The following is a 15531-nucleotide window of genomic DNA, read 5'->3' on the forward strand; positions in this document are numbered from 1 at the left end:
ATAGTAGCGATAGCGATAGAAGTTTTAACTATTTTCAACATGGTTAAGTTCCTCGGTGGTTAAGTTTACTTAGCGTCCGTTGCTGCATTTCGATGGAATTATTAAAACCTATCTAAATTGATTAAAAAATCTGCGAGGTGATACTTAGGTATGCGGGCTGATAACTTTATGGTGTGCATGGGATGTAGAGCCTAAATGGCTGAAGCTCTAAAACAAGATTATGCGCTGGTACTTAATACCCTGTATTAATGCTGTATTGGGCAACACTAATAAGGCTAGTTAACACCAGCCCTAAAAATGACATTTCACCTACTTGTTATTAAGTCTAATTGCTTACTCAATCTGCTTGTACATCAACCACAATACGGCCGCGAACTTTGCCGTCTAATAATTGCTTTGCGGTTGTAACTACTGACTCTAGTGTGATTTCCTTAGCGATGTTGTCAAACACACTAGGTTCTAAGATCTCACCTAAGCGTTGCCACGCTTCTTTTCTGTCGGCAATTGGGCGCATAACACTGTCAATGCCGGCAAGTGTAATACCCCGTAAAATAAAGGGAGCAACGGATCCGGGAAAATCCATTCCTTGGGCTAAACCACAGGCGGCGACTGTGCCACCATATTGGGTGCTGGCACATACATTGACCAGCGTATGACTACCTACAGAATCAACTGCACCCGCCCAGCGTTCTTTGGCCATAGGTTTGCCTGGGTTTGATAAAGTGTCTCGGTGAATGACTTCACTGGCACCAAGTGACTGCAAATAGCTGGCTTCCTCCATTCGTCCGGTTGAGGCCACCACTGTGTAACCAAGTTTAGCGAGTATCGTAATTGCAAAGCTGCCTACGCCACCATTGGCTCCAGTGACTAGGATTTCACCTTTGTCTGGTGTAACACCGTTTTTCTCAAGGGCAATGACACATAACATGGCCGTATACCCAGCGGTACCAATGATCATCGACTGTTTTGCCGTGAAAGCTGCAGGTAAAGGGATAAGCCAATCACTTTTTAAGCGTGCCTTTTGGGCTAAACCACCACAGTGATTTTCACCTATGCCAAAACCATTTTGGATCACTATATCGCCAACCTTAAATTGACTACTATCGCTTTGCTCAACCACACCCACTAAGTCAATCCCTGGGATCATAGGAAATGATCGCACAACTGGCGCTTTACCGGTAATGGCAAGACCATCTTTGTAATTCAATGTGCTGTATAAAATGTTTACCGTGACATCACCCTTGGGCAAAGTCTTGTCGTCAATGTGTTGCAATTCAGCGTGATAGCCTTGTTCGTCTTTGTTAATTAAGATGCCTTTAAACATATGCTCTCCAATTTAGACCGATCGTCTATTAATAGTTAAAAAATTTTTACTTAGGTAACGCCTGTAAAAAATATTGAATAAAAAGCCGCAATGGTTTGGCGTTTTCAACTAGCTTGGCCCGGCTGACAGCGCCCTCCCATCCAATCCAGAAGAATTCAGCAACTTGGGTGCAATCTGTACTGTGAGCCACTTCCCCCATTAATTGTGCCTCTTGTAAGCAGGTTTCGACTCGGTGTTGCCAGCTTACAAAAATTGCAGTGAGTTGAGTGCGAAACCCAGAGGGTAACGCATCCACTTCTTGGCTTAAATTACCCACCAAACAGCCACGCTTAAAATCATGTCTAGTCATGCCTTGTACCGCATCATCCACAAAATTCTGAAGGCGCATAAGAGGGGAATAATTAGCATTTAAAAGGTGCATGTCTAACTTGTCAGAAAAATATCTGTCGTAGTGAGCAATAACACTTTCGCCAAATGCTTCTTTACTAGCAAAGTAATGATAAAAAGAACCTTTAGGCACACCGACCTTTTTTAAAATTGGATCGATCCCCGAAGAAGCAAAACCAAACTCCGTCAGGTGCTCTAAGCCGCTGCGGATAAGTTCTGCTCTGGTATCGTAGTTTTCCCTTGCCACTTTGGGTGGGCGTCCACGTCTAGGTTTTATCACTAAGTTTGTCATCTGCTTATATTAGACCGATCGTCTAGTTAAATGCAACCATTGATTCTAATAGAGCTGCTGGCAGACTAGGTAGAGCCATTTTCAAAGGAAGTCAAAATCCCCTTATTCTTAGTTTTAAGTTATGTAAGCCATTGGGAATGGGGGGTAAAGCTCAGGTACCATAGGTTGGGGTGATACAAGTAAAAATGCCAATCCCTTAAGCTGATTGGCATTAAAATAATTGCGTGGTTTATTAAGTTCACCCCGACTTGTGATTAAAGTATGTCAAATTGATTTAATTGCTGGGTTACTTTTTGATAACTCGAAGTATTTTTGCCTCGTGGCCAATGACTTCGACATTGTAAGTGTCTCCTTTTGGATTAAAATCTTGATGTTTCCAAAGATCTCTTATGGTTACTTTGTCCCAGTTTAGCGCTAAATCATTTTTCCAATGCAAGCTCATAACTGCTGTGGTGCTTCCTCGGTTCAGTAACGCAACGGCCCAGCTACCATCGCTCAAAGGCTTAGCGTAGATTTCTAGCTCTCCCTGATCTTTGACCTTTTTTACCTGTAATCCGAGAGGATCTTGATTTAACGCGATAACTTCGCGATTAGTGAGGGTTTCTAGTGTGTAGTCATCTAAATTACGTATGTCTGTACCGGTTAAAAGTGGTGATGATAACAAGGCCCACATAGAAAAATGTGTTCTGTATTCAATGTTCGATGCGCCGGCACCAACTAACTCTTTACTGATACCATTTAACCCCACAACTAACATATCAAAGTCGTTCCATTGTCCCGGTTTAGTATAACTGTGTAGTTCGACTCCGCGGTCAATCATATCTAAGACATCGTAGTAATAGCCTTCACGGTTGTCGGGGTAGTCAAAGTCATCTGAAATGTCTTGTCCAATCCTCCAATGGTTAGCACCTATGTCACCAGCCCATTCCCATATGTTGGTCCAACCACAGTGACAGGCATGTAATACAATATCTTGTTGTTGTGTCAGCAAGGCTTGGGACATATTTAAAAAAGCATCACGAACGACTTCAGTAGATTCATTGACGTGGGAGCAGCAAGAGTCGTATTTCAGATGATCTACGCCCCAAGATGCAAACATGGCTGCATCTTCTGCTTCATGTCCCATACTGCCAGTATACCCGGCACAAGTATCGACACCTGGCCCTGAATAGATGCCAAGCTTCATACCTTTGGAGTGGGCATAGTCGGCAATATATTTGATGCCTCGAGGGAATTTTACAGGGTCGTATTCAAGAGGATGGGCTTTTCGGCTCCCCTTGTAACGCTGCCAACCGTCATCTAGATTCACATAGATATATCCTGCATCACGCATTCCATTGGCAACCATAGTATCTATGGTTTCAATAATTAATTGTTCGTTGATTTCAACACCAAAGTTATTCCAGCTACTCCAGCCCATTGGAGGGGTTTTGGCCAGATCATTATTTAAGTTCAGTCGTTCGAAACTGGTGATTTTTTTAGGTGAAGCAACCTCTGTTGCCTCGGTAACGACTAGGTTTTGCACTAAAATCAAAAGGCAAAGTGACACCACTTTGAGTATTGCTCTTATTGAAATCATTCAACTCTCCAAAATTAAATAAGTTGTTAGGTTATCGCAAATTTAAATTAAATGAAAGGTAATGAAGTTTAATGTATTTCAATATGTTTTTATGTGTTTGGGGTTCGCTCGAGTTTAAAGTGAAGTCGTGTGACAATGAAGTCTTTCTGAGCTGTTAATGCTATAAACAATAGGGGAATTTTACTTACTGCTAAGTTACGGTGAAGCCATAAGTTTGGAATAAAGGTTAACAGCACTGCTTATGACAATGCTTGGAAACCATTTAGGAATTTACGTGAAGATTTGTATTCACCCATTTAATGGCATTTTACCTGTTGGTAATGCGTTCCGTTTGGAATATGCCAACAAATGAAGGTATAGGAAGCTAGGTTTCTCTATGATCTGTGGTGACAGAGACTTTAGCCCATAATTCTAATTCTTTGATCCGATTGTTTAAGGTTTCTCGAGACATAGCGAGTGAATCTGTACCAGCGATAAGACGCAGTGGCGCTGCTCCTTTACCTGCCGTGTCTACAATGAGTTGCGCTAGCCTTTTAGGATCACCAGGTTGTACATGACTATAGTCATCGAATTGCATTTTTTGCGCTGTTGCGATTTTCTCGTAGTCATGTAATTTGATGTTCCCATAACGAACAGAAGTTGGATCTAAAAAGTCCGTTCGAAAAAATCCGGGTTCTACTATAGTGACATTGATACCAAAACGAGCCACTTCCAGCGCTAGACTCTCCGAGAATCCTTCAACAGCAAATTTTGCCGCGCAATAGACAGCAGCGCCATCAAATCCTAGGGCACCTCCAATGGATGACATATTTAGAATGTGTCCACATTGTTGTTTGCGCATAACCACTAATACAGCGCGGGTTACCTGCATTAGGCCAAACACATTAGTAGAAAATTGCTGTTCAATGGCCGAAAGCTCAACTGTTTCAAAATGACCCAGCTGACCAAAACCAGCATTGTTTACTAATATGTCAATATTACCAAAGCGTTCTACCGCGCGATTGACTGCGATATTCGCTTGAACTGGGTTGTTTACGTCAAGCTCAAGACATTCTAGTTGTGTTTTTTGATCTTCACTAAACTGCTCCCGAAGACTCGTTATGTTGCGCGCCGTGGCGACTACATTGTCACCAGATGCCAGTGCCGCTTGGGCTATTTCCAATCCGATACCGCGAGAAGTGCCTGTAATGAACCATGTTTTCTTCATCAGTTGTGCCTTAGTGTTTGTATGTATGAGTGGGAAGTTAGGAGGTAATTGTAGGCTCCAAAAGTTTATCGCTAGTATGATTCTTTACTGTATTTCTTGTATGATCCTCTATAATTTTTTATATCTCTAAATCTAAAAATCTAGAGTTGAAATGTATTAGTATGCGAAAAATAGATGATTTAACTCAGTTGTTACTAAACTTTACTAGGGGCGATGGCGTTTTCAAGACACCCATTCCTCGCGTATCGATTATAAGATCCTCTATGCCTACGGCATCTGAATTAGTTCTTTACGAGCCTGCTATATGTGTAGTTGCACAGGGGGTGAAAGAGGCTAGACTTGGCGACAAGACGTATCAATACGATTCCTCCCATTATCTACTAGGGTCAATGCGGCTGCCTGTTTTTGGTTCTGTCATAAAAGCATCAAAAAATAGTCCATATCTTTGTCTGCGGCTGGATCTTGATCCTGTGTTAGTAGCTGAATCAATCGAACAATGCAATGTGGTGTTCAATGATACTGGCAGCCCTCGCAGCTTAAAGCTCGGAACAATGGATAAGCAATTAGTGGATACTGTGGTTCGTCTGGCAGAAAATATCCAGTCGCCTGAAAATATTCCTGTTTTATTTCCTTTAGTAGAAAAAGAATTAATTTGGCGGTTACTTCAAAGTTCGCAATCGCATTTTGTTCTGGCGCAAATGGTTACGGCAGGAAGCCAATTGCGACGGATCAGAAAAGCCATGGTGTGGTTAGAAGAGCATTTTGCAGAATCCATCTCTACTAAAGTGCTTGCCGACATAGCTAACATGGGCCAGTCAAGTTTTCATAAACATTTTAAAATGGTAACTGGGACAAGTCCGATTTATTTTAGAAGTCAATTACGATTAATGGCGGCAAGGCGGCTAATGGTCGTAGATGGATTTGACGCTGCAGAGGCTGGATTTGCGGTAGGTTATAAAGAGCCCTCGCAATTTAGCCGGGAGTATTCCAAGCAGTTTGGTTTGCCACCTAAGCATGATTCACTGCGTATAAAAAGCGGCACTCGATTTTGGTAGGGAATACCAATAGAGCTTAACATTCCCTTAGATAAGAACTGATTATTCGCTGTGCGCCAAACTGGCCACAAATGCAAATGAGAGCCATGAGGTAGACTTTACTTAAAACCGTACTTAGAAAGACAGGCACTTTAAAAATATCCATTCTAGTTTAACCTTTTAAAAAATCTAAGTTTATGAAATGCTTTAAAAATAAATAGGTTTGTTGAGACAAGTATGCGCCACTTTTTGCATTCAACTCGGCTTCTGGCGAGTCAACTTTACACTAAAGAGAGTCTAATTTGATGCCTAAACCCGAGTCATTAAGAATCAAAACATTTTCAACATCGAAAGAGCTAGGTCAGTGGCTCGAAGTGAATCATGCTACTGAAAGTGAGCTGTGGGTAAAGATATTTAAAAAAAACTCTGGCATTCTGAGCGTGACTTGGAATGACGTGGTGATCGAAGCCTTATGCTGGGGGTGGATTGATGGTGTTAAAAAATCAATCGATGAGCAAGCTTACCTGCAGCGCATAACCCCTAGAAAAGCCCGAAGCAACTGGTCTAAAAGAAACACTGAACATGTAGAACGTTTACTCGGTGAGGGCCGAATGATGGCATCAGGGCTGGTACATGTTGCAGCGGCCAAAGCTGACGGTCGTTGGAAAAACGCTTACCTAGTCAGTGAAATTGAAGTGCCCGCGGATTTTCTCGCTGCACTGGAACATAAACCGAATGCAAAACAGTTTTTTGATACGCTCAATAAATCAAGTCGTTATATTATCGCTCACGGATTGATAAGCGCTAAGAAAACCGATACCAGAACAAAGCGCTTTGAAAAATTTATGAATATGCTGATCCGCGAAGAAAAGCCTAAATAACTTGGGCAAGTTTAGTAACACGTTGAGGTTCTTATCCAGTCAAAATATTTCAAGAAAGTCAGTGCGTTGATTACACTTACTAAATAGGTTGCCATTCATCATCTATGGCCGAGGATGCGTAATCTGGTATAGATGAATCTTGCATCGGAAACCCAAAATGTGAACAAAATAACAGGATTGAACGGTCAATTGAAGCGCAGACATGACAACTACCCTAGGTAAATATTATGATCAGTTGCAATGAATATGACTACATTGAAATTGTATGTATGTTTCAATACCCCATTAAAATAACCATGAAAACCGGGGAAATTATTGAGGGGACGGCGCTGGATACCCAGTATAATTCAGGTCGTGAAGAATGTATCAAGGTGAAAGTTGCTGAGGTCGCAAACCAAGTGATACTCGCTAAAATTTCAAAAATTGAGGTGTGTATTGAAAACCCGCATTTCAAACAGGTATCCTTTAATTAGCCTCATTTAAACTTGTTTTAAAAAGTAAAATAGGGGAACAGTAAGGGGCTTACTCAGGGGCAGGTTTTGATACAGCTGTTTGTTATTATCACGACATATTTTAAGGTGAGTTTTGGTGTATAAATATAGTATTTTTGTCTTTGTTTTTATGACATTGACTAGTATGGCTAATGAAGCTGATATGTTGACAGTTGATCGTGTTGTAGCAACCAATTTAGAGCTTGCTTTCCCTAACGATAAAAATTTTCAAGCTAAACCTAGTGATTTTGAATTAGTGAACTACGTCATTATGAGCAATGAACTCGGCGAGCGATGGGCGGTGCTAACCCTTAGCAACACCTCTGCTGGTAACCGTAGTCTTGAACACGAACATTTAATGGCCTTATTTGCTGATGGACAACGTAAATATCCACTTGAATTTAAATTAAATTTTGAAGGGCGAGAAACGCAGTCCATTACGGTTTCATTTGGCGAAAGTAAATTCCCTATTTTGACCATAAGTGCGAGATCTGAAATTTAGTGAATGATGATGATTTGTACTGTATAAATTTTTATCGAGTTATACATGTCAATTACCTTAAACTAGAGATTGCCACTACAGCGTCATAACTAAAAATGAAATCAATGGCATGCCATTGATTTCAAGGTTTTAAGTCTTTGGTTGTAAAAAGGGTGGGGCTTAGATTTTGCCCACTTCATACCATTTCCTAATCCAGCTATCGACGGGATATAAAATTTTATAGAAGGCTGGCACCACCAATAAAGCTAATATAGTTGAGCTTATTAATCCACCTATTACAGATAACGCCATAGGTGAATTCATTTCGTGACCGGCGCCACTGCCAAAGGCCAATGGCATCATGGCACCTACCATGGCAAAAGTGGTCATCAAAATGGGACGTAGGCGTTTTTCACCGGCATGAATAAGGGCATCATCCACAGATTCGCCGTCTTTTATGGCTCTGTTGGCAAAATCCACCACTAATATGGCATTTTTCCCCACCATGCCTAACAATAAAATAATGCCTATCATTACAAATAAAGAGAAATTATTGCCGCTGAGTCCTAATGCGGTTATTACGCCAGTAAAGGCTAATGGCATAGTCACCATGATAATAATAGGTTGAATCAATGACTCGTAAAGGGCCGCTAATATTAAGTAGATAAGTATCACTGCTAGTCCAACAGCGGTACTAAATGACACTGCGGTTTTTTGCATTTGTTCAACATCACCAGAAAACGTGTAATTGTAACCTTCGGGTAAAATTTTGGTTATATTTGCATCCACTTGGTTAACGATGGCATTGAGCGGCACGTTGGATAAGTTACTGCTGACCATGACTTTACGTTCGCGATCAAACCTGTTTATTGTGGCAATTGAGCTACCTTGTTCGAAACGAATAAGCCCATCTAAAAATACATATTCACCATTAGCTGCACGAATTTGTAACTTTTTAAGGTTATCTAAATTGGCGCGATTTTCATCATCAAATCTTAAGGTAATGTCGTACTCTCGGCCTTTTCGTTCAAAATCACTGATTTTACTCTCACTGGAATAATTAGCGTTTAACAAGGCTGCAATTTGTGTCGCTGTAATGCCTAATCTAGAGGTGTTGTGCCTGAGCATAGAGATAGTAATTTCAGGTTTGCCATCTTGATAATCGCTATCAATATCCACCGCACCCTCAAAGGTACCTAACATGTCGGAGACCTGCTGGGATATCTCGCTGAGTTTTTCTAGGCTGTCACCTGTTATGACAATCTGTACTGGTGCAGTACTGCTACCGGTGTTAATGGGGGGGATTTTCTCAACCGCTAAGGCCATTGCTTGGATGGACTTAAATTCCTCACGATAATTATCAATTATATCAGCCTGGCCCAATCCACGCTGTTCGATGGGCTTTAATTTTACGTAAACCAAGGCTTTATGAGATTCGTTGGCGGTTGTATAACCAATGCTCAAAGTATAATACTCTACCATGACATCATTTTTGATAGCATTTATGATAGGTTTCATTCTACTTTTCATTTCGGCAATAGAGGTACCCACATCAGCTTTTGCTGTTATTTGAAATTCGCTATTATCTTCCGCAGGAACAAAGTCCATCCCCACGTTAGTAAACACTTTGCTAGATAATATAAGGATCCCAAAGGTCACTAATACTGTCATGTATTTAAATCTAATCAGCGGTTTTAGTATGCTGACATAGGCATTGTCCAATGCTTGGAAAAAGGGTTCGGTTTTGGCGTGAAATTTTGTTTCTTTGTGTTTTAGCACTCGAGCACCAACAGTGGGGATAAGCATAATCGCCACAAAATATGACAGTACAATTCCTGACGCAACCGTCATAGCAAAGGCATTAAAGAATTTACCGACTAATCCACCCATAAAGGCAACAGGGATAAACACCGCCAATAACATCGCTGATATTGCTAACAATGAAAACGCAATCTCGTGCACCCCTTCATAGGTCGCTTGAAATGCGTCCATTCCCGATTCCATTTTTTTGCTGATGTTCTCAATCACCACTATGGCATCGTCAATAAAAATACCAATTGCTAAAGTGAGTCCTATTAGCGTCAGTTTATTTAGGTCGTAACCCATATAATCAATTATCGCAAAGGTGCCGATAATAGAGGTGGGAATTGCCAATGCAGAGACTATGGTGGCGGTTAGATTTCGTAAAAACATAAACACTATTACTATTGCTAACAGGGCACCAAAAACCAAGTCGAATTTCACCTGATCAACGCTGTGCATAATTTTATCTGATTGGTCTTTGAGCAAATTGATCTGGTAATCATTACCTGCTATCGCTTCTAACTCGGGTAACAATTTTTTGGCTTCGTCAATAATACTAATGACGTTAGTACCAGAAATTTTCATGATATTCAGCATCACACCGACTTGACCGTTATAAGATGAGTAACTTTCTACATCACTTAAGCCATCAAACACTTTAGCCACGTCTTTCAAACGTAAACCCGGTTTTATTTCAATGTTGGATAATGATTCAATGTCTTTAGAATCGCCTTGGAACTTAATAATGAGCTCTTGTTTATCGTTAATACTTTTACCAGAGCTAGATTTGAAATTTTCATTGCCAATGACATTTTGCAATTCAATCGCTGAAATACTGTATTTGTTGAGCAGAAATGGGTCGACCAAAATTCGAATTTCTCGGTCTCGATAACCGTCAATATCCACATCACCCACATTGGGAATACGTTGTAATTTGGGTTTGATTTTTTCGTCAACGAGTTGCATAAGCGCCGACATATCACCGGTTTTGCTTACCACAAAGACACTAATGGCTTCGCCCGCGGTACTGATTTTCTGTACTAAAGGAGCTTGTGCGTTAGTGGGTAAAACCACCGAACCAATTTTGTCTCGTACATCGTTTGCGGCTTCGTTTATGTCTATTTCTAGATCAAATGTCACAACGACGTAACTTAAGCCTTCGTAACTGGTTGAGTTCAATTTATCTATGCCGTTGATACCGGAAACGGCTTCTTCAATTTTATCAGTTATTTTAGATTCAACCGTTTTTGCATCGGCTCCTGGGTACACTGTTTGGATGGTGATGATTGGAAAATCTACATTTGGGAAAAGCGCCAAAGGCATAGAAGTATAAGATTTTAGACCAAATATTATGAGCACCATAACGGCCATTAATATGGTGATAGGGCGATTGATTGCAAATTTATACATAGGGCTATTCTTGTCTTTGTTTTATTGACTGTTGGTTAACATCAGAGGTAATGATTTTACCTTCGCCAAATAGACCTACTTTCAAATCTTTGGCAATCACCTGTACGGCAATTTTTCGGTTATCACTATTGGCTTCAGGGTAAATTCTATAAATTTTACCCTCATATTGTGTTTCATCACCGTCGACCTGATATAGAAAGGTATCGCCAATCTTCACATCGCTGTTGTATTTTTGATCAAATTCCACCACCAATATGCGGGCATGTTCGCTTTGTAGATTAAAGGCGGTTTTTATCATTTGCCCACTTACCACATCGCCTAACTCAATCATTCTTTTACTGATCACACCGTCAAATGGTGCTCTTAAAATGGTTTTTTCGTAGATGGCGTTTTCTAAGGCAATTTTGGCAACTATGGCTTCATGTGCCATGGCATATTTGTCAAGCATGGCTTTATCAATTAGGTTTTGTTTGTAGAGGTCTTTGTATCTCTCATGGTCTAATTTTGCGTATTTTAATGTCACTTTAGAGGCATTGTTGGTGGCAATTAAGTCGTCATTGGCCAAGGTTGCGAGAATTTGGCCTTTTTTTACCACACTCATAATGTCCACATGCAGCTCGTTAACAATGCCGCTGTAATTAAATGCTAAGCTGGCCCCCTGTTTTGCATGAACCGTAAAGGTGGCATATATTTCTTTTGCTTGTACTTTGGTTAAACCAAGTAATAGCGCTAACAGTATGATTTTTTTCATTTTTTTATCTCTATTAATTCGAATAGGGTGTCTATATATTCTTTAAATTCTTGTCTCAAATCTTTGCCATCTGACCAAGAAATCAGCATATAGCCCCTTTCGGATTTTATTAATCCATCAACTAAACGTTTAGCAATAGTTTTGATTTCGCCTTTTTTGATCCCTTCATCAATGATGTTTTCTAGGATCGTTTGAATGAAACCTGAACATTCGCCGTTGAATTCCATCATAGGGCTGGATTTTGTCGACAAGGTGACGCTTAGGTACTCTCTATAAACATCTTGGTGTTTTTCATAAGACTTATATTCTGATAAGAAAATATCGAACAGATAGAGGACTTTTTGCTTAGTCGAAGTCTTTGGATCAGTTTGACTTAGCAAGTTATGCTGGTGTTCTTCTATAAATTTACGAATGATTTCGAAGACAATTTCTTCTTTATTGCTGAAATAATCATAAACAGTTCCTTTGCCAATGCCTGCGGTTTTGGCTATTTCGGTAATGGTTAAATTTTTTATGCCTTTTTCCAATAAAAGCTCAGTACAAGCACCTGCTATGTCCCGTCTTTTTTTGTCTTTATCTACTATAATCGCCATCTCGATCCACAACTTTTAAAACTATCTATGAATGACCGACGGTCGGTCATTTTTATTGATGGTAAATTATACCTACTAAAAAATATAGATTTATTTAGGATGAACCAATTAAAAATTCGGAGAGGTTTCTAGTTGACAAACTTATGTAAGGAAATTGATGAGATAAAGTTGTTTACATTTAGGTGCAATAAAAATCTAGCTAATCTGATTACGTTTTACTCTTTGATTTTTTCTAAAATATATCGCTAGGGAAATCATTGGTGGTTTGAATATGCTGTTATTTAATTGGTTGATATAGTTCAAGAACTCGCTTTTGGGAGGTAGTATCAATCAATGTATCACTAGGGTAGTTATCAAAAATCCTATTGATTTCTTTTAAGTGGAGCATTAACCGCTCTTTGTCTTTGGCTTTAAGATCATAGTGATTTACCGTTCGAAGTATTTTTGTCACGACACTGTGTACACTTTGGTTTTGTCTTGGGGTGGGGTTGTCGTGGGCAGTCGCTAGTCCTAATTTTTGTATAACTTGTTGCACCACATCACCTTGGTATTGAAAAGCTGAAACACTGTTTTCACCAAATAATTTTTGGCAATCGCTGACAAAACCTTGATAGTTTAAATGCTGTGAGAACCACTGAATATCTAACATTTCAGCAAAGCTTATGTCTCTGCCATAACAAGGGTTATTTTGAATTTTGGGGTTGCGGATGCATTGTTTGTAGTAACTTTCAATAAAGGATAAAGGCTCTCGAAACCATACCCATACTTGTAAATCGAAGAGTTGACTTAGCTCAGATAAAATTGTTTTTGAAGCTTCTGGAAAATCCCACCAGTAATTATAAATACCTTCGGATGAAAGGATGATGGTGTGGGTATCTTGCTTCACTTGAGTAATAATATTTTTAAAATTTGCCAGCAAACTTTGTAAGTTTGTAGTCACTAAGTTCTTTTCAAACCATTGGTGTTTAGGGGCATTGGGGTTTTGAATTTCATCAATATTGTGGGGATAGAGGATCCCTTTTCCTCTCAATTTTCGTTGTTTTTTATCTAGATAGGTTTGTAAGCTGGTAGTGCCGGTTTTGGGGGTGCCAGCATGAAGGATGAGTCTTAGTTTCTGCGTGTCACCTAAGACTAACGATTGCTCAAATGGTTTTAACTGTTCGCGGATCTCGTTAATAAAATGAATATCTGATGTTTGCATTGGGATAGTTGAAACCTTTTAAAATTACAGATAATCAAAGTGTTACAGGGACAGTGTACAATATCTAAACGCTCAAAGCCGTTATTGATCTTGTTTTGAGCTTTTTACAAAAAGTAGCAGTTTTGAGGAAAACATACTGCTAACATCAGAAATGTGATGAGTTTCTTCAAGCTTTTTTCAAACATATACTAAATTTTAACACGGTAACTGTAGAGTGATATAGCTATGGTAACTCTAACCAATAAATCGCGCATTGTAGGGGTGATTAAACCGCTGGCAATTTGTATCGATGTTTTAGCTTCGAAATTTTAGTCAAAATGTTGAAGCTAATTAAACTGAACTCAGATTAATTAGCTTCGGCGTGAAGGTGAGTGACATGAAAAAGAAAGGTCGAACACCATGTTATTAAACCAAAGTCAGTGGATTATTTGCTATGCCGCTCTTTTAATATTTTAACCACATCGGATAAATTCAAATCGCTGGCTTGTAGTAACACTATTAGGTGATACAACAAATCAGCAGATTCATTTTTGAGTTCTTCTAAATCCTTTACCGTAGCAGCTAGTGCGGTTTCAACACCTTCTTCACCCACTTTTTGGGCAATACGTTTAATGCCTTTGCTGTACAAGTGTGCAGTGTAACTTGAGTCGGGATCGGCACCTTTACGTGATGCAATCACGGTTTCTAATTCAGCGATAAAACTGATGTCTGCAGATTGACTATCTGCCCAGCAGGTTTCTGTGCCTTTATGACAAGTCGGGCCAACTGGGTTAACCAAGGCTAGTAGTGAATCGTCGTCACAGTCGCTGGTGATCTCCACAAGGTTTAAGCTGTTGCCAGACTCTTCGCCTTTAGTCCACAAACGTTGTTTTGAACGGCTGAAGAAAGTGACTAAACCTGTTTCTAAGGTTTTATTTAATGCATCTTGGTTCATAAAACCTTGCATCAATACTTTACCGCTGACCGCATTTTGCACTATGCAGGGGATCAAGTTTTCCATTTTATCCCAAGCCAGTTTTGTCACATTTTGTTTTGTAATAATCATTTTAATCTCTAATATGTTTTAGTTGGTCGCCTCGCGATACGAGCTACCTTCAAAGCGTTTGAACCACAGAGTTCACCGGGTGCCGCGCACAGAGCGTTGGGCGCCGACCGCTTCGCTACACAGAGGAACAGAATGTTAAGAATTGATTCTTTTTCTCTGTGCTCTCTGTGGTAAATAATCTTCTAATCTCTTATCGCTATATTCTGCTGACGCAAATACGCCTTTAATTCTGGTATTGGGATAATGCCTTTATGGAATACAGACGCGGCTAATGCTCCGTCTACGTCGGCTTGTTCAAATACGTCTTTAAAGTGCACACTTTCACCTGCGCCACCTGAGGCAATTAAAGGCACAGAGCAGCTTTTGCGAATAGCAGACAGTTGGGCAATGTCGTAACCCTTACGTACGCCATCTTGATTCATACAATTCAGTACGATTTCACCGGCGCCACGTTGCTGCACCTCTTTGACCCAATCGGCGGTTTGCCAAGCGGTGACTTGAGTACGGGTTTCGTCACCTGTGTATTGATGTACTTGGTATTTACCGGTTTCTTCGTTGTAGAAACTGTCTATACCTATTACTACACATTGTTGACCGAAGGTGTCATGTAAGCGCGTGATCAATTCAGGATCAGCGAGAGCAGGGGAGTTGACAGATATTTTGTCGGCCCCCATTTCTAGTATTTTTCCGGCTTCTTCAATGGTTTTAATCCCACCGGCCACACAAAAAGGGATATCAATTACTTGAGCAATTCGGGTGACCCAACTTTTGTCTACAACACGTTGATCACTGGATGCAGTGATGTCGTAAAAAACCAGTTCGTCAGCGCCTTGTTCAGCATACTGCTGCGCCAAGGGGACTATGTCGCCAATAATTTCGTGATTGCGAAATTTCACCCCTTTAACGACTTTGCCGTCTTTCACATCCAAACAGGGGATAATTCGTCTAGCTAACATAAAAAAACCTCTAAATGCTTCGAATTTCTAGCCGCGAACCGCGAGCAAAAACTAAAACAAAACCTAAAACTAAAATATTTTTAACCACAGAGGACA

At 40.1% G+C, this 15531-nt stretch carries 14 protein-coding genes; 4 read left to right on the forward strand and 10 right to left on the reverse strand.

The features are described from left to right. Nucleotides 1-337 precede the first annotated feature (337 nt). The 4 genes from AAC000_RS20395 to AAC000_RS20410 form a co-directional block, all read right to left on the reverse strand. A complete protein-coding gene (locus tag AAC000_RS20395) occupies nt 338-1324 on the reverse strand; it encodes an MDR family oxidoreductase (protein ID WP_339725424.1) in 987 nt (328 codons plus the stop codon). A gap of 46 nt (nt 1325-1370) precedes the next feature. After that, on the reverse strand, nt 1371-2003 hold the full coding sequence (locus tag AAC000_RS20400) for a TetR/AcrR family transcriptional regulator (RefSeq protein ID WP_339725425.1): 633 nt from the start codon (nt 2001-2003) through the stop codon (nt 1371-1373). Nucleotides 2004-2289: 286 nt separating this feature from the next. Further along, nucleotides 2290-3582: a glycoside hydrolase family 27 protein gene (locus AAC000_RS20405; RefSeq protein ID WP_339725426.1), complete on the reverse strand. Its 1293-nt coding sequence runs from the start codon at nt 3580-3582 to the stop codon at nt 2290-2292. Between the two features lie 364 nt (nt 3583-3946). After that, the gene (locus AAC000_RS20410; protein WP_339725428.1) at nt 3947-4789 is read right to left on the reverse strand and encodes an SDR family NAD(P)-dependent oxidoreductase; all 843 of its coding nucleotides are present in this window, start codon (nt 4787-4789) and stop codon (nt 3947-3949) included. Nucleotides 4790-4950: 161 nt separating this feature from the next. On the opposite strand from AAC000_RS20410, the gene AAC000_RS20415 reads away from it, so the two are divergent. From AAC000_RS20415 to AAC000_RS20430, 4 genes are all read left to right on the forward strand, one after another. Beyond that, complete coding sequence (locus AAC000_RS20415) at nt 4951-5844, forward strand: AraC family transcriptional regulator (RefSeq protein WP_339725430.1); 894 nt, start codon at nt 4951-4953, stop codon at nt 5842-5844. A 284-nt stretch (nt 5845-6128) separates the two neighbouring features. After that, entirely contained in the window at nt 6129-6704 is a 576-nt protein-coding gene (locus AAC000_RS20420) for a YdeI/OmpD-associated family protein (RefSeq protein WP_339725432.1), read from the forward strand. Between the two features lie 227 nt (nt 6705-6931). Then, nucleotides 6932-7177, forward strand: a complete 246-nt coding sequence (locus AAC000_RS20425; protein ID WP_339725434.1) for a Rho-binding antiterminator — start codon at nt 6932-6934, stop codon at nt 7175-7177. 115 nt (nt 7178-7292) lie between these two features. Beyond that, nucleotides 7293-7697: a hypothetical protein gene (locus AAC000_RS20430; protein ID WP_339725436.1), complete on the forward strand. Its 405-nt coding sequence runs from the start codon at nt 7293-7295 to the stop codon at nt 7695-7697. Between the two features lie 159 nt (nt 7698-7856). On the opposite strand, the gene AAC000_RS20435 is transcribed toward AAC000_RS20430, so the two are convergent. From AAC000_RS20435 to hisF, 6 genes are all read right to left on the reverse strand, one after another. Next, nucleotides 7857-10889: an efflux RND transporter permease subunit gene (locus tag AAC000_RS20435; RefSeq protein ID WP_339725437.1), complete on the reverse strand. Its 3033-nt coding sequence runs from the start codon at nt 10887-10889 to the stop codon at nt 7857-7859. 4 nt (nt 10890-10893) lie between these two features. Next, entirely contained in the window at nt 10894-11640 is a 747-nt protein-coding gene (locus AAC000_RS20440) for an efflux RND transporter periplasmic adaptor subunit (RefSeq protein WP_339725438.1), read from the reverse strand. After that, nucleotides 11637-12233 (reverse strand): TetR/AcrR family transcriptional regulator, encoded by a 597-nt coding sequence (locus AAC000_RS20445; RefSeq protein ID WP_339725440.1) that lies wholly within the window; start codon nt 12231-12233, stop codon nt 11637-11639. The genes AAC000_RS20440 and AAC000_RS20445 overlap by 4 nt, the downstream gene beginning before the upstream one ends. 277 nt (nt 12234-12510) lie before the next feature. After that, nucleotides 12511-13434: a sulfotransferase family protein gene (locus AAC000_RS20450; protein ID WP_339725442.1), complete on the reverse strand. Its 924-nt coding sequence runs from the start codon at nt 13432-13434 to the stop codon at nt 12511-12513. A gap of 424 nt (nt 13435-13858) precedes the next feature. Further along, nucleotides 13859-14479, reverse strand: a complete 621-nt coding sequence (hisIE, locus tag AAC000_RS20455; RefSeq protein WP_339725444.1) for a bifunctional phosphoribosyl-AMP cyclohydrolase/phosphoribosyl-ATP diphosphatase HisIE — start codon at nt 14477-14479, stop codon at nt 13859-13861. A 182-nt stretch (nt 14480-14661) separates the two neighbouring features. Further along, on the reverse strand, nt 14662-15435 hold the full coding sequence (gene hisF / locus AAC000_RS20460; RefSeq protein WP_339725445.1) for an imidazole glycerol phosphate synthase subunit HisF: 774 nt from the start codon (nt 15433-15435) through the stop codon (nt 14662-14664). Nucleotides 15436-15531 lie beyond the last annotated feature (96 nt).

The sequence above is a fragment of the uncultured Paraglaciecola sp. genome (assembly GCF_963977085.1).
Lineage (GTDB): Bacteria > Pseudomonadota > Gammaproteobacteria > Enterobacterales > Alteromonadaceae > Paraglaciecola.

Coding starts and splice junctions, on each gene's coding strand:
- AAC000_RS20410 (WP_339725428.1), bottom strand. CDS start 4,789: ATGAAGAAAACATGGTTCATTACAGGCACTTCTCGCGGTATCGGATTG.
- AAC000_RS20450 (WP_339725442.1), bottom strand. CDS start 13,434: ATGCAAACATCAGATATTCATTTTATTAACGAGATCCGCGAACAGTTA.
- AAC000_RS20435 (WP_339725437.1), bottom strand. CDS start 10,889: ATGTATAAATTTGCAATCAATCGCCCTATCACCATATTAATGGCCGTT.
- AAC000_RS20395 (WP_339725424.1), bottom strand. CDS start 1,324: ATGTTTAAAGGCATCTTAATTAACAAAGACGAACAAGGCTATCACGCT.
- hisIE (WP_339725444.1), bottom strand. CDS start 14,479: ATGATTATTACAAAACAAAATGTGACAAAACTGGCTTGGGATAAAATG.
- AAC000_RS20415 (WP_339725430.1), top strand. CDS start 4,951: ATGCGAAAAATAGATGATTTAACTCAGTTGTTACTAAACTTTACTAGG.
- AAC000_RS20445 (WP_339725440.1), bottom strand. CDS start 12,233: ATGGCGATTATAGTAGATAAAGACAAAAAAAGACGGGACATAGCAGGT.
- AAC000_RS20400 (WP_339725425.1), bottom strand. CDS start 2,003: ATGACAAACTTAGTGATAAAACCTAGACGTGGACGCCCACCCAAAGTG.
- AAC000_RS20440 (WP_339725438.1), bottom strand. CDS start 11,640: ATGAAAAAAATCATACTGTTAGCGCTATTACTTGGTTTAACCAAAGTA.
- hisF (WP_339725445.1), bottom strand. CDS start 15,435: ATGTTAGCTAGACGAATTATCCCCTGTTTGGATGTGAAAGACGGCAAA.
- AAC000_RS20420 (WP_339725432.1), top strand. CDS start 6,129: ATGCCTAAACCCGAGTCATTAAGAATCAAAACATTTTCAACATCGAAA.
- AAC000_RS20405 (WP_339725426.1), bottom strand. CDS start 3,582: ATGATTTCAATAAGAGCAATACTCAAAGTGGTGTCACTTTGCCTTTTG.
- AAC000_RS20425 (WP_339725434.1), top strand. CDS start 6,932: ATGATCAGTTGCAATGAATATGACTACATTGAAATTGTATGTATGTTT.